General features: G+C 34.9%; 14 protein-coding genes. 7 read left to right on the top strand and 7 right to left on the bottom strand.

What is annotated here, in order from left to right:
- Positions 1–207: 207 nt before the first annotated feature.
- From AC0UBM_RS17180 to AC0UBM_RS17170, 3 genes are all read right to left on the bottom strand, one after another.
- Positions 208–1905 (bottom strand): alkaline phosphatase D family protein, encoded by a 1698-nt coding sequence (locus AC0UBM_RS17180; protein ID WP_475689448.1) that lies wholly within the window; start codon positions 1903–1905, stop codon positions 208–210.
- 384 nt (positions 1906–2289) lie between these two features.
- The gene (locus AC0UBM_RS17175) at positions 2290–2886 is read right to left on the bottom strand and encodes an HdeD family acid-resistance protein (RefSeq protein WP_414035267.1); all 597 of its coding nucleotides are present in this window, start codon (positions 2884–2886) and stop codon (positions 2290–2292) included.
- A gap of 77 nt (positions 2887–2963) precedes the next feature.
- Positions 2964–3506, bottom strand: coding sequence for a Crp/Fnr family transcriptional regulator (locus AC0UBM_RS17170; RefSeq protein WP_414035266.1), 543 nt, complete (start codon positions 3504–3506; stop codon positions 2964–2966).
- A gap of 195 nt (positions 3507–3701) precedes the next feature.
- Here AC0UBM_RS17170 and AC0UBM_RS17165 point away from each other — a divergent pair, with 195 nt between their 5' ends.
- Complete coding sequence (locus AC0UBM_RS17165; protein ID WP_414035265.1) at positions 3702–4652, top strand: sterol desaturase family protein; 951 nt, start codon at positions 3702–3704, stop codon at positions 4650–4652.
- Between the two features lie 97 nt (positions 4653–4749).
- Here the strand turns inward: AC0UBM_RS17165 and AC0UBM_RS17160 are convergent, their stop codons facing one another.
- Positions 4750–5751 (bottom strand): YhdH/YhfP family quinone oxidoreductase, encoded by a 1002-nt coding sequence (locus AC0UBM_RS17160; RefSeq protein ID WP_475689447.1) that lies wholly within the window; start codon positions 5749–5751, stop codon positions 4750–4752.
- Between the two features lie 136 nt (positions 5752–5887).
- On the opposite strand from AC0UBM_RS17160, the gene AC0UBM_RS17155 reads away from it, so the two are divergent.
- The 4 genes from AC0UBM_RS17155 to AC0UBM_RS17140 all read left to right on the top strand — a co-directional run bounded on the left by AC0UBM_RS17155 (position 5888) and on the right by AC0UBM_RS17140 (position 9456).
- Positions 5888–6214 (top strand): winged helix-turn-helix transcriptional regulator, encoded by a 327-nt coding sequence (locus tag AC0UBM_RS17155; RefSeq protein ID WP_475689446.1) that lies wholly within the window; start codon positions 5888–5890, stop codon positions 6212–6214.
- A 198-nt stretch (positions 6215–6412) separates the two neighbouring features.
- Positions 6413–6844, top strand: coding sequence for a DUF3302 domain-containing protein (locus tag AC0UBM_RS17150; RefSeq protein WP_475689445.1), 432 nt, complete (start codon positions 6413–6415; stop codon positions 6842–6844).
- Positions 6845–6880: 36 nt separating this feature from the next.
- Positions 6881–8062, top strand: coding sequence for an HlyD family secretion protein (locus AC0UBM_RS17145; protein WP_475689444.1), 1182 nt, complete (start codon positions 6881–6883; stop codon positions 8060–8062).
- Positions 8063–8064: 2 nt separating this feature from the next.
- A complete protein-coding gene (locus AC0UBM_RS17140) occupies positions 8065–9456 on the top strand; it encodes an efflux transporter outer membrane subunit (RefSeq protein ID WP_475689443.1) in 1392 nt (463 codons plus the stop codon).
- 109 nt (positions 9457–9565) lie between these two features.
- Here AC0UBM_RS17140 and AC0UBM_RS17135 read toward each other — a convergent pair whose 3' ends face one another.
- The 3 genes from AC0UBM_RS17135 to AC0UBM_RS17125 form a co-directional block, all read right to left on the bottom strand.
- Positions 9566–10459: a diacylglycerol/lipid kinase family protein gene (locus AC0UBM_RS17135; RefSeq protein WP_475689442.1), complete on the bottom strand. Its 894-nt coding sequence runs from the start codon at positions 10457–10459 to the stop codon at positions 9566–9568.
- Positions 10456–11412: a phosphatidate phosphatase App1 family protein gene (locus AC0UBM_RS17130; protein ID WP_475689441.1), complete on the bottom strand. Its 957-nt coding sequence runs from the start codon at positions 11410–11412 to the stop codon at positions 10456–10458. The genes AC0UBM_RS17135 and AC0UBM_RS17130 overlap by 4 nt, the downstream gene beginning before the upstream one ends.
- Positions 11413–11571: 159 nt before the next feature.
- Positions 11572–12390 (bottom strand): hypothetical protein, encoded by an 819-nt coding sequence (locus AC0UBM_RS17125; RefSeq protein WP_434036761.1) that lies wholly within the window; start codon positions 12388–12390, stop codon positions 11572–11574.
- A gap of 244 nt (positions 12391–12634) precedes the next feature.
- Here AC0UBM_RS17125 and AC0UBM_RS17120 point away from each other — a divergent pair, with 244 nt between their 5' ends.
- Complete coding sequence (locus tag AC0UBM_RS17120; RefSeq protein WP_475689440.1) at positions 12635–13588, top strand: CorA family divalent cation transporter; 954 nt, start codon at positions 12635–12637, stop codon at positions 13586–13588.
- 15 nt (positions 13589–13603) lie between these two features.
- A complete protein-coding gene (locus tag AC0UBM_RS17115; protein ID WP_475689439.1) occupies positions 13604–14185 on the top strand; it encodes a YdeI/OmpD-associated family protein in 582 nt (193 codons plus the stop codon).
- Positions 14186–14198: the final 13 nt, after the last annotated feature.

The raw sequence follows: 14198 nt of genomic DNA, 5'->3' as shown, positions 1-14198 counted from the left end.
CTGACGTTAGACTAATTTCAAAAACCTATTAAATCCATAGATAAATAGTTAAAACTTTAACATATTCTCTATTAATGTATTCTAATTCGAGAATTTCATTTTACGAATTGAACTTTATAATATGCTCTATTAAAATTACCATAACATAACAATGCCGTTACCAGAAGTAAATCTAGTAACGGCATTGATAAATGAAAGCGTATGTAATTACGAGAACGTAGTGGTATGTCCTACGGTTGTCGAGTAAGATTCAGATAAAATGGTATCTACAAAAATCCACTCCGATTTCACTTCCGATGGCGTAAATGTCGCCATAAGATAGCCACGTCTAGAAGCATCGAAATACTGTAAACCATCTACCAATAACATTAAAGCTTGCTCAAATCCAGCTAACATTTCTGGGTTTGTTGCGCCTAAATAGGTTTCGAAACCTGGAGAACTAATTCCTGATGTAGCAAGTTCAATTCCCACTTCGGTACCATCCTGAGACGTTAATACGTTATTCCACGCATTGTGCGTATCTCCTGCTAAAGTGACTATTTTCTTGCCGTTTAAAGCATTGTAAATAATCTCTCTATCTACAGGATACCCATCCCAAGCATCTAAATTATATGGTATTGCAGACAAAACACGTGCCTTTTCTTCGGCTGTAAGTGTAGGGTCTTGTTGCAACATTCTGGTTTTAATGGTCACTAAATCGGTTAAAATTTGCACGAAATTCGGACTACCAAAAGCCATTAATAATTCTGCTGGAATATACATTTTTCCCATTAACACCTGCTGACCTAGTACTTGCCATTTAGCAGAATTTCCTTGGAGTTCGCTAGTAACCCAACTTAGTTGTTCGGCACCTAATAAAGAACGCGAGGTATCGCTTAATGCCGTTTGAAACGCAACAGCGTCGAAACCTGTTGCTGTAAAATAATTTGCAATGTTTAATTGTTTGTCTCGCCCGATAACACGCGTATCTAACATGATTAAATTAACAAGATTTCCTATATTAAACGTTCTGTAAATAATATCGTTTTTCCCTTCAGACAATTGAGAAAAAGGTAAAAATTCACTGTAAGCTTGTAACGCATGTTGTTTACGCACTTCAAAAGACCCTTCGGTAGCTTCGTCATGATTTTCTGCACCATCTATGTATGTATCATTTGCAATTTCATGGTCGTCCCAAATACAAATAAATGGTTTTTTCTGATGCGCTAATTGTAACGACACATCAGACCTGTATTGTTTATAGCGTGTTCTATAATCGTCTAAAGATAAAATTTCATGAGCAGGTTCATGCTGTCTGTTTAAAAATGCATTTTCGGCCGTAGAACCATAACCTCCAGCGCCGTATTCATAAAAATAATCTCCTAAATGCACAATAATATCGGCATTAGAATTTGCCATAGCATCGTAAGCATTAAATAATCCGGCTTGATAATTAGAACATGAACACACGGCTAGTTTAACTTGAGATGCTTCAACCGGCAACGTCAAGGTTTCTCCTACTACAGACATGGCATTATCTACACTATTTATAAAACGATAATATAATTTTTGATTAGCGTCTAGTTCTGCCAATTCTACTGCAATGGTTAAATCTCTAGAGGTCTCGGTGGTTATTTTTCCTGTTCTAATGATACTAGAAAAACTAGAGTCGGTTGCGACTTCCCAAATAATTTCACTGTTTGCTGTTGCGTAGCGCGTCCAGATAATTACACTAGAACTGGTCGGGTCGAAACTAGCTACACCTTGATTAAAATTTTTAGTACTAAGTAAAGATTCGTTGTAATCTGATTCGAAATTATCGTCGTCGTTACTACAACTTATAAAGTTTGGAGCTAACATAATTCCTCCAGTTGCAATTAACGCTTTTTTCAGAAATCCACGTCTGCCCGTATCTTTTGATGCCATATTATTTTTTTTGTTCAAAAATGCCCCATTTTAAAGTTTCAAGGGTTAGTAAATCTTTAACGCTATGTTACCTTATACTCAAATTAGCTTCAATTTTAAGACAGTTTTTAATACTCATAATCAGCTTACGATGTCTTTACCATTAACCCTACAAAATCAATCTGTTAGAGGACTAGAATTTAAAAAACAAATATTCCTAAAATAAAGAGATGCTCCTGTTAATTTTATGAATTACAAGAGCATAGCTTATAAAATAAAAAGCCCAGAATGTTATTTAAACATTTTGGACTTTTAAACTAATTGTTATTAACACTTGAAAATTAGCTTCTACTTTTTTATCATTTCTTTCAATTTATGTTGTACTTAATATATTAAAACCACGGTTTACTCCACCGTTTCTACTTCGTAAATATTGCTATCTTCTTCATTTAATTCTTTACTTATTTTATTAAGATTAAAAGCCATACTCACTTGAGAAAACCCAAGAAATAAAATACTAAAACCTGTATAAAAAATAATACTCAGACTTCCGAAAAATGGATTCGAAATCATTAAGAATGAAAATAACATAGCTAAAATTGAACTAGCTAACCCCCAACCCCAGCCTTTTACAGACGATTGTTCGAGCTCGAAGGAAAGTCCGATGCCCATAATAGAACGGAAAAACAACATAAATCCAATATAAATAGGCAACATTACAGCGCTTAATCCTGGGTTAGAGAATAGTATGAAAGCTAAAAATACGTCTATAAATCCTGAAGTTAAACTCCATTTCCAATTCGAAATGTTGTGTTTATTAGTTAATACAAATCCGATATGGAACACACCTGAAATTAAAAATCCCAATTGAAATAAAATCGCTAAAGTGATATATGATGCGATTGGTGTTCTAAAAACCCATACGCCTAATAAAATCATTAATACTCCTGAAACTAGTGGCATCCACCAGTATTTTAAACTATTTTTTACTAAATTTTTCATGATATATTGATTTAATTATATCACAAAGGTATACCTACATTATAGTCTTAAAATTAATCTAGATTAAGAAACGTAAATTATTTACCCCTAGCAATTTCACCTCTAATTTTACTGAGTACTTCTGGAGTAATTCCTAAATAAGAGGCTATCATTTTAAGCGGTATTCTATCTATAGCTTCTGGAAAGGTTTCAATAAAATGGGTGTAACGATGTCGTGCAGGCACGCTTAAAAGCATGATTAATCGTTTTTGCAAAACGCCATATCGAAGCGCTAAATCTGTAAATTCATTAAAAATAAGTTCGGGACTTAATCCGGTTGGACTTAATTTCTCTAGCGGCACACTTATCACCTCACTATCTTCAATCGTATCTATAAAAAGACTTGTTGGTATATTATTCTGACGAGATTCTACATCTGAAATATATTTGCCTTCGGGCGCAAAATCGAAAATGTGTTCCTTCCCCTTTTCATTAATAATGTAACTTCTTAAAAGTCCGCTTTTAACATAAAACAACTTGGCTTGCTCGTCTCCAGCAAACTGAAGAATTTGTCCTTTTTTGTAATATTTTGTTTTAGCATCTGGCCTATTTATAAGGTCCGAAAAGTGTTCTAACTCCATTTTTTATTTCATTTATTAACGACAACATCGCCTTGTAACCTACTAACTATCAGTGTTAGAAAAAGAATTCATTTCTAATCAATAAAATTAGTATATCAACTAAAAATAAGAATAAAAATTATTAAAAATCAAATCAACTAAAAAGAGATTTAATTCCGAGTAAAATATATTATAACTTGCAGAAAAAATTAATTTATGGATTTTACTAACCCTTTAGTATATGGTGTTCCTTGCTTTTTGGGCTTTATTGCCCTGGAATTCTCATATAGTAAAGTTTTTGACAAGGATAAAAAGGATTTATACAAAAAGAAAGATTTTATTTCTAGCCTTTCCCTTGGTGTAGGTTCTGCCGTTTTAGGCGCACTTATAAAAACGGTTTCCGTTATATTGATTTTTAATTTCGCTTACGACCTTTTTAATCCTGAAGTTAATGGCGTTCGCACCAATATAATGGGATATCAATCGTTTGGTTATGCTTGGTATTTTTGGGCCATTTGTATGCTGTTAGACGATTTTACATATTATTGGTTTCACAGACAAAACCATATGGTACGCGTATTATGGGCCGCACATATTGTGCATCACTCTTCCGATAATTTTAATCTAGGTACTGCCGTACGAAATGGATGGTTTACACTTTTTTACAAACCTTTCTTTTATGTGTGGATTGTAATTATTGGATTTCCGCCAGAAATGCTAGTGGTTTGCTTAGGAATTGAATCGTTATGGCAGTTTCAACTTCATACACAGTACGTTAAAAAGTTAGGGGTTTTCGAAAAATTCTTAAACACGCATACCATGCACCAAGTTCACCATGCTAGGAATTTAGAATACATGGATAAAAATCATGGTGGATTCTTAAATGTATTCGACCGTATTTTTGGAACATGGAAAGAATTAGATGAAACTATTGAAATTGAATATGGCGTGTCTACACCTCCAGAGTCTTATAATTTATATGTGATTTTAATGCACGAGTATCAGAACATTTGGGCAGATATGAAGAAAAGCAAAAATTGGTATCACAAGTTTATGTATGCCTTTGGACCTCCAGGTTGGAGCCACGACGGAAGCACATTAACCGTAAAACAAATGCGTAAACAAATCGCAGAAGAATCTAAAAACAACGATTTAACACCTGCTTAGTGTGTTTTAAAATTGAACGAAACAAAAAAAGATATCTCTATTTATTGAGATATCTTTTTTTTTATGAATAAATCGTAAATCGTGGATAAGTCCTAGACTACTCTGTAATCTTTATAATGGTTCTCCCTTTTAGCTGTCCTTTAAGCATTAATTGTATTTTATCATCGACTTGCTCTAAAGTGATTTCTGTAGCTGTGGCTTCTAGCTGACTGATTTTCCAATCGGTTGCTAGATTATTCCAAACCTCGGTTCTGTAGTTCATTGGATAATTTTGAGAATCAATTCCGATTAAAGTCACCCCTCGTAAAATAAACGGAAACACCGTTAAGTCTAATTTTGGCGAAGCTACGTTACCACAACTTGTAACGGCTCCCATAGGTTGTGTGGCTTTTATTATGTTTTCTAAAATCACACCACCAACAGTATCAATCCCACCAGCAAATAGAGGTTTTAGCAATGGTTTTTTATCGAAGTTTTCAATGTCATTTCGCAATAAAATTTCACTAGCTCCTTGCGCTTTTAAAAAATCAGACTCAGATTCTTTTCCTGTTATTGCAACAACAGTATAGCCTAATTTATTTAGTATCGCGACACTTAAAGCGCCTACTCCACCCGTTGCTCCAGACACCACAACTTTCCCGTCTTCAGGTTTTACTAGTTGTGTTAATCTTAGTACAGACATTCCTGCTGTTAATCCAGCAGTTCCGTAAATCATAGCGTCTTTCATTGTTAACGTCTCTGGTAATTTTACAGCCCAATGTGCAGGCACGGTAATATTTTCGGCGAAACCACCATCGGTATTCATTCCTAAATCGTAACTGGTTACGATAACTTGGTCTCCAATTTGCCATGCATTACTAGATGATTCTTCAATAATCCCTACAGCATCAATTCCTGGAGTATGCGGAAAATGCCTGGTTACACCCTTATTTCCAGAAGCCGATAAAGCATCTTTATAATTCAGTGAACTGTAGTGTACTTTAACTCGAATTTCATCTTCATTTAAAGGACTAACGGCCATATCTTTAATAGAAGTTTTAAAAGCCGAATCGACTTCTTCTACTCGAAAAGCCTTGAAAATTGAATTGTTTGCTTTCATCTTAATTCTGTTTAATTTTACTTACTTTTATACAAATTTCAGCATAATAATGGTAACAACCAACACCTTACAATATGTTGGGTAACGAACATTTTATTCTGAATTGTACAGAGCAATAGGTTAGCAAAGAAAAAAAATGAAAAAAAGTTATTGTCCCATAGACACCTTTATAAATGTGGTAAAAGGCAAACGCAAAGGAACCATTATTTTACACCTTTTTCAAGGCAATAAACGGTATGGCGAATTGGTAAAATTACTACCAGACATTAGCGAACGCATGACCACCAAACAGCTTAAAGAATTAGAAGCAGATGGTTTAATTAACCGGACCGTTTTCCCTGAAGTCCCACCAAGAGTGGAATACAGTTTAACCGATTTAGGCAAAGAAATTCAGCCTTATCTTAAAGGCATGTACAGAGGTGGTATTCTTTTTGAGAAAGCTATAGATAATTCTGAGATTTAATTAAACTCGAATTTTACACATTGATATTTATTTTAAGATCTCAATCAAATAGCATATAAAGGCTTTACGTATACCAACGTTATGCTTTCTAATGATTTAAAATTCTGAAAAACCCCCACGTTTAGAACCAAACAGCTCTAATAATATTTTCTTAAAATCGTGTTAAATTTTAACTATATTTGTTAAAAACCACATCTAATGCGATATAAATCAACCTTTAAGAACCGTATTACATTTCTCTTTTTTTTACTGCCTTTTATTGCTGTAGCCGAAACTCACGACAGTGGCTTTGAAGATTCTGTCGCCGAAGTTGTTAGTTGGATTGCTCTAATTATCGCTCCAATCGCTCTAATTGGAGGCTTTCTATTTGTACATGTACTACCAGAAAAAATTGCCGAAAAACGCAATCATCCACAAGCGCAAGCCATTAAAGTACTCTGTTTATTGTCTTTGCTTTTTGGAGGTCTTCTTTGGCCATTAGCTTGGTTATGGGCGTACAGTAAACCTGTATTTTACAAAATGGCTTACGGCACCGATAAAGGCGATTACCACGAAACCACTTTAAAAGAATTTAAAGAAGAAAAAGCCTCAAGTAAAAATGATCCTCAGCCAGATTCGCCAGAACTCTAACAGGCTACCTAAACACACCTATTAAACCACCAACCTATGGAAATTTTATTACTTATTATATATAGTGGAATTGTTTGGCTTATCTTTTTTAAATTCAAACTATTGCCATGGAATACCGTTTCGCAAGTTATTGTTTACATTATTCCAGTAGTCGCGATTTCATTGCTTATCCTATTTTTAAATATTGTTGCACCATCGTCTCACGATGTGCGCGTTTTAAATTATAATGCAGAAATTGTACCCACTGTAACAGGAATGGTTACAGAAGTTAAGGTAAAACCTAATCAGCATGTAAAAAAGGGAGATACTTTATTTAAAATAGATCCCGTTCCTTTCCAATTAAAAGTAGACAATCTTAAATCTAGAATTCCGTCGTTAGAAGCTAAAGTACTTAGTGCAAGAGCATACGATCGCGAATTAGAAGACCAAATTTCTGGAGCTACAAATAGAATTCATGTGATTGATGCGCAACTGGATTTAGCCATTAAACGAGAGCAACAAACCAAACAATTAGCCGATTTAGGTGCGGGTTCTAAATTCGACTACGAACAAGCTCAGGCTAATTTAAGTAATTTACAAGCACAGAGAACAGTGGCACTTTCAGAAAAATCGCAGTATTTACAACGTATTTCTGCCGTGAATACTGAAGGTGAATTATCTGAAATTACTCAGGCCCGTGCCGCTTTAGAACAAGCGCAAGTGGAACTGCAGGAAGCCGAGTGGAAACTCTCTCAAACAGTATATCTTGCACCGTCCAACGGTCGTATTGTAAACCTACAATTACGTCCTGGAACCATAGCTGTACAATTTCCTATAAAACCTGTACTGACCTTTATTGAAGATGAACAATGGATTATTGCACTATATAATCAGAATGAAATTAGATACGTTAAAGATGGTGATCCTGCCGAAGTTGCTCTTAAAACCTACCCGAATAAAATAATAAAATGTAAAGTCGATCATATCATTTGGGCGAATGCTCAAGGTCAAATTACAGCGAGTGGTAGATTACCAGATACGCAAGAATCTCATTTAACCGAAGGTCGATTCGCTGTGCGATTAAGTGTTTCTGAAGCCGATAAAGATTTATTTCTCGCTCCTGGAGCAATCGGACAAGGAGCTATATACACCGAAAAAGGGGCTTTAATTCATTTGGTTAGAAAAGTAATTATGAGAGTCGGTACCAAAATGGACTGGTTAGTACTTAAACTACATTAAGGATGAAGAACCTTAACACAAACATATTTAAATTTTTGTTGATTTTCTCAGGACTCTGTATCATTCAAAGTTGTGCGGTAAAACAACCTGGAACTAGCGAAGATTTACAAGAAGAGGCTTTTGCGAACTTTATTTTGCCCTCTACTTGGCAAAACAGTGCAGATACATTAGCGGTAAAAGACAATTGGTTAAGTACCTTTAATCATCCGGTTTTAGACAGCATGGTTAATGAAGCCCTTGTTTACAATCCCGATTTAAGAATTTCGAGTGCTCGTATAGAAGAAGCCAATGGGTATCTTCAAGCAGCGCAAGCGGCTTTACGTCCAGCGTTCTCCATCTTAGGAAGGGAGAGTACAAAACTGGGAGGTACTTTTGGCAACGGATTAAACGGCGCACTATTTGCGGCCTCATGGGAAATAGACATCTGGGGCAAACTAAGAAGTGCTAGAAGTGCAGAAGAAGCCAATTTAGAAGCTATGAAAAGTGAACAATCTTTTGCTCGCCTGTCTATAGCTGCCCATGTTACAAGAACATATTTTTTAGCATCGAAAACGTATTTGCAAATGCAGTTGGCACAGCAAATGATTGAGCTCTCTGAAAAAATGAAGACGATTTCTCAAAACCGATTCGATATTGGGATTGGAACTCAGATAGATGTAGAAATGGCTAATGCCAATCTAAATAGTTTAAAAGATGCTAATCGTCAATTAAAACTGGCTTATGCCAATCAATTGCGTGCATTAGAATTACTTTTGGGCCGCTACCCTTCTGCAGACATAGAAGTTAAAAATGAATTGGTTGAGCTAAACGCAGAAATCCCTGCTGGAATTCCGTTGCAAATCCTAGAACGCCGTCCAGATGTTTTGGCATCTCAACAGCGCTATAATGCGGCTTTTTATCGTGTTGGAGAAGCAGAAGCAGCCAAATTACCGCAACTGAGTTTAACCGCAAGTTTAGGCGTTTTAGACAGTCAGATTTTTCAATTATCCGATGAATTTTCAAACCCTATCAGAAGTATTGGTGGCGAATTAGTAGCTCCTATTTATCAAGGTGGTGCGTTAAAAGCTAATGTAGCCATTCGAACAGCGCAACAAAAACAAGCGCTTGAAAATTATAACCGCACCGTTTTAAATGCCATGGCAGATGTAGAAAACACATTAGATGCCGTACAAACGGTTGGAGAACGTGAGATATTTATTAAACAATCTGTAGAAAGTAACCAAATAGCTTTTGAGTTAGAACAGGTGCGATTTAAAGTAGGGTTAGTCGATATGAGAAACTTAATCGACCAGCAAATGGATTTGTATAAATCTGAAACCGACTTATTGAATATTAAAGGTGAAAAAATTATTCAGCGTATTAATTTATATATGGCGCTTGGTGGGAATATGTAAAAGACTTAAGCTAAAGCACGCCACTTTAGCTTAAGTCTTTTGTTTTTAGTTATAAAATATGTGATATCAACCCTCAAGTTTAGCTTTCTATATTTAAGGTAGCCTCACGTTATACATACACATTCTGTTTACTCGTAATTAACTTTACGGCGCCTTTTAAAATCTTAACTTTTAAGGTTTTAAATTCGCCTATTATTTCACCATCTAATTGTAATAACTGAGGTGTGTCAAACATAATTTTAGCTTTAGATGTACTAATTACTTTATTATTCTGACTGTCTAAAAACGTTTCATCAAAACTAGAAAGTCCGGCTTTGATTAAAACATTAGCATTAATTTTTTCAATTAAAACAATTTCGAACACGCCATCCATGGGATTGCCTTCACTATTTAGGGGCACACCAGTTCCATATTTTCTAGCATTACAAACGCCAAGCATAACGGCTTCCGAATGATATACCTCATCATTGCATTCAACCTTTACCTTAAAAGGCTCAACATTACCTAAAGCTTCAATAAAATACTTGGCATAAGTAGCCATACCTCGGTTGTCATCCTTTTCGTATCCATCTACAATATTGGCATTAATTCCGACATCTCCAATATGAATGGAATAGTGGGTTTTATTGACGCTCACCAAATCTAGGTCTCCAATTATATTAGACATGATAATGTCTTGAAACGCCTTAATTGGTTTTTGAGAAACGCCCAACTCTACAGCCATTCCATTGGCCGAACCTAAAGGAATAATACCCATAGGAATATCTGTTTTTAGTAAAGCCACTGCAGTGAATAAGGTAGTTCCATCGCCTCCAACCGACACCACTCTGTCGGGACAATACTCATGCAATAAGTCTTTTAATTTCGCTTCGTCTGAGTGCCCTGTAGTTTTAAATATTTTAAAATCTAAACCAAAATTATCGCAGATTGCCTTAGCTTCTTTTAGAAAAGGTTTTTTATCTACACCTCCAGAAATGGGGTTCACTACAAATAATAATTTCATATTAATTCCTCTTTTAGAGTTTCTATTTCTTTTAGAATGGAATCTGCATGCTCTGGTAAAAAATAAGAAGCAGAGGTTCCTGTAGCCAACAACTCTTCCCACATTTTTTGCTGTGTTTCACTAATATCCTTACCGGTTCTGCGAATATATATTTTCAAAATAAGTTCGGGATTCGCCTTAGCTAAAGTGGTATAAATTGCCATATCCTTTTGGGTATCGTCTCCTACCAAAATATAATGTTTACTTCTAGACTGCGTGATTAGAAAACGAATAGCATTCAACTTAAAATCTATTGGCTTTTGTCCTTTTATCAGCTGAAAAAAACTCAAATATGGTGTAAGCGTTAATACCCCCAAAGGCAACTCATTATGTTTTATAAATGTAGTTAAAAGTCCGAATAAATTACTCTCACTTTTAGACACATAAAACAATCGTGGATTTACATCTTCCCAAGCCTGAAATATGTTTTTGGTAAACTCGATTACTGTACGTCGCTCCGGCACCAAGAATAATAACGTTTTAATACGCTGAAAAATATTCGCGGTGTTAGACACTAAAATAGTATCGTCTATGTCTGAAATAATATCTAACGTTCTCTGTTCTTCCTGAAAAAAAACAGGATAGTTCTGAACTAATTTTAAAACCTCATCGGAGCCGGACAGTGTAATTTTTAAATCTTCGCAATATGCCTTGTCAGAAACGGCTTGAAACCGACCAGATGTATCGGTTTTTGTAAATATTAATCCTGCCTTTGTATGAATACATATCTCTTGATTGGACAATACAGGTGTGAAATATGAACAAATAACGCGAATTGCATTTTGAAAGGCTTTGTCCTTTTTATTTTGAATATCTCTATTTCCTTTTAAAACCACGCCTTTATACCAAACTTTATCGGCGGCGAGTTGTAAAACTGATAATTCCCAAACGGATGCTTTTTTACTATAAACCATACATATTTTTAATTCAGTTAAAAGATATAAAACTCATAGCTAACCTCAAAAACAATACGCTATTAGTAATGCTAAATTCTTGTGCTTTATAACACATAAAAAAAGCCTCAATATTAAAAAACATTGAGGCTTTATAGTACATTAAAATTGAAGTAATTTTTATTTCATAAACTGTAAATTAATACCTGTTAACACTTGAAATACAGGTTGTGTACCTTTAACATACATAGAGTATTGTGGTTCGATATACAAATTAAACACTGTAGGTCCTAATTTAATTACCTTTCCAATACCTAATGCTATTGGGATAGAATATGCATCTTTTTCGAAGTCTAATACCCAAATTGGTGCTCCTCTTAAATATGTCCCTTTACCCAATTGCCAAAAGTAAAACGGTTGAATTGCTCCTAAGCTTGTATCTGCTCTATCCGAATCTCCTGCAAACGATGCTTGCCATGTAATTAATCCTCCAAATTGAAACACTGGCGATTTAGCTACGAAACCAACAAATGCAAATCCTCCTTGCCATTTTCCTGTTCCTAAAAGATCGTCTGAGGCTGTTGGTGCTGTTATAGACGGACCAATACCCATGGTTGTTGTGGCATTAGACACAAAATTATAAGATAAAAAAGCATTAAAATCTCCAGTACCACTAGTCGTGTTTACAACACCATTTACGTTAGGCATCCCTAAAGACGAAAACGGCATAGAGGCACGTAATAACATTTTTCCTTTTGCCACGGGCTTAGCAAAACGCACCCACATGGTATTCATAAATGCAGCGTCTGGTGCTTCTGCTAGTTTTGGCATATAATAATCTTGGAAGCTTACCGCCGTCATGTTTGCTAACGGGTTGTTTGCTTGAGCCGCACTAGCACTTGCCGTGGTAGTTGCGGTACTATCTAGACTCTTGTCTTGAGCAAACATACAGGTCGTACTTAGAAGGCAAGTTGCGATTAAAATCTTAATTTTTTTCATGGAATAATCTTTAAAGCGTTTTATTAAAAAAAATATTGAAATAATAGCCGCCAAAAATGCTAAATAAGGAAACTACGACACCTAATAAAAACACTAAAAAAAGGATCTCTGTTTTTAATCTCGCTAGTATACTGATAGTAAAACGCCTAATTAAGTCAGTTAGGTAGCTTATATTATTTTAAAACGTAACGATATGTTTTATTCCCCACCTATTTATAATTAAATTGTCGCTCTCAAAAATAGTATGATGATAGACATTTTATTAAAAAGTAAAAACATAATTAAAGCGGAAAACATTAATGAAATTCCTTCCGAATTAGATTTCTTCATCATGCATTTCCTTGATTATTCCGAATCCGATTTAAAATATCTCACAGAACAGTATAACCTCGATTTCTCGATAATGAAGAATTACGAAGACATCGAAATTAGTTCTCACTTTTTAGAAGACGATAATCAGGCTGCCTTTCACTTTTCTATACCGTATTACGACACCAATAGAAAATTAATTGAGGAACCTTATTTTATAATAATTTCTGAAGTTGGATTGTTTCTATTTTCATCGAGTAGTATGGATAAATATATTAACGACATCTACCCAAATAAAGCGGCACTCTTACATAAAGCAACAGATGTAAGAAGCCTTTTTAATTTTCAGTTTGCTTTTATTTCGGATTATTATGCCGATATCACCGAAAATCTGTCTCGCAAAATAAAACTACTCGCTAATTCCATTCTCATTGAAAAAGACATTTCAAGTCATGAAATGGATATTATAACCCGATTTAATTTTAATAACCTTCTTATTAAAGAATTACTAATCGAAACCACCCGAGTATTTCGTTTATACATAAAGAGCAATTGGGAACAAAAAATGGATATTCGCTCCGAGGTTAAAGACGAGCTAAATGATTTAACTGTGGTTTCCGATTATATTCAATTTAATTTTGATCGATTAGATGATTTAAGAGAAAATGTCTCTAACAAAATCGATTTGGAGCAAAATCATATTTTTAAAACGCTTACCGTCGTTACCGTATGTATTTCACTTCCTACATTTATTGCCGGCGTGTACGGTATGAATTTTAATAATATGCCGGAAACAAATAGTGCTTATGGCTATCCCATAATACTAGTGATTATGATTTTATCGGCGATGTTACCCTTCTTATATTTTAAAAAGAAAAAGTGGTTATAAATCTATTTTAAGCAGATGACAAAAAAAGACATAGAACAGTTTTGCCCTAAAAACCGGGACGATTGGCGTACATGGTTAGAAGTACATCATAAAAATAAAGCTTCTGTATGGTTAATTATTTATAAGAAAAATGCTCCTGTACAGAATCTCTCTTGGAGTGAAGCGGTAGACCATGCCCTATGCTTTGGTTGGATTGATAGCGTAAAAAAATCTATTGACAGTGAAACATACATGCAGTTTTTTAGTAAACGAAAACCGAACAGTACGTGGTCTAAAGTAAATAAAGATAAAGTTGACTTTTTAACTGCAAACCATTTAATGACCGATGCCGGCCAAGTCTGCATTGACATTGCCAAAGCAAACGGATCTTGGTCTTTTTTAGATCCTATAGATGCCCTTATAGTTCCAGACGATTTAGAAGCCCAATTTGCAAACTTCGAAGGCTCGAAAATGTATTACGAGAGCTTGAGTAACTCGGTTAAGAAAAACATTTTATACTGGATTCTTAGTGCTAAAAGAGAACCCACACGCGCGAAACGTATATTGGAAATCGTCCAAAAAGCTAGCCAAAATATTAATCCCAATCCGTTTCGTTAATCGGAAACTTGGG

Source organism: Formosa sp. F44 (genome assembly GCF_056238645.1).
This window is presented reverse-complemented; position numbering and strand designations above follow the sequence as displayed.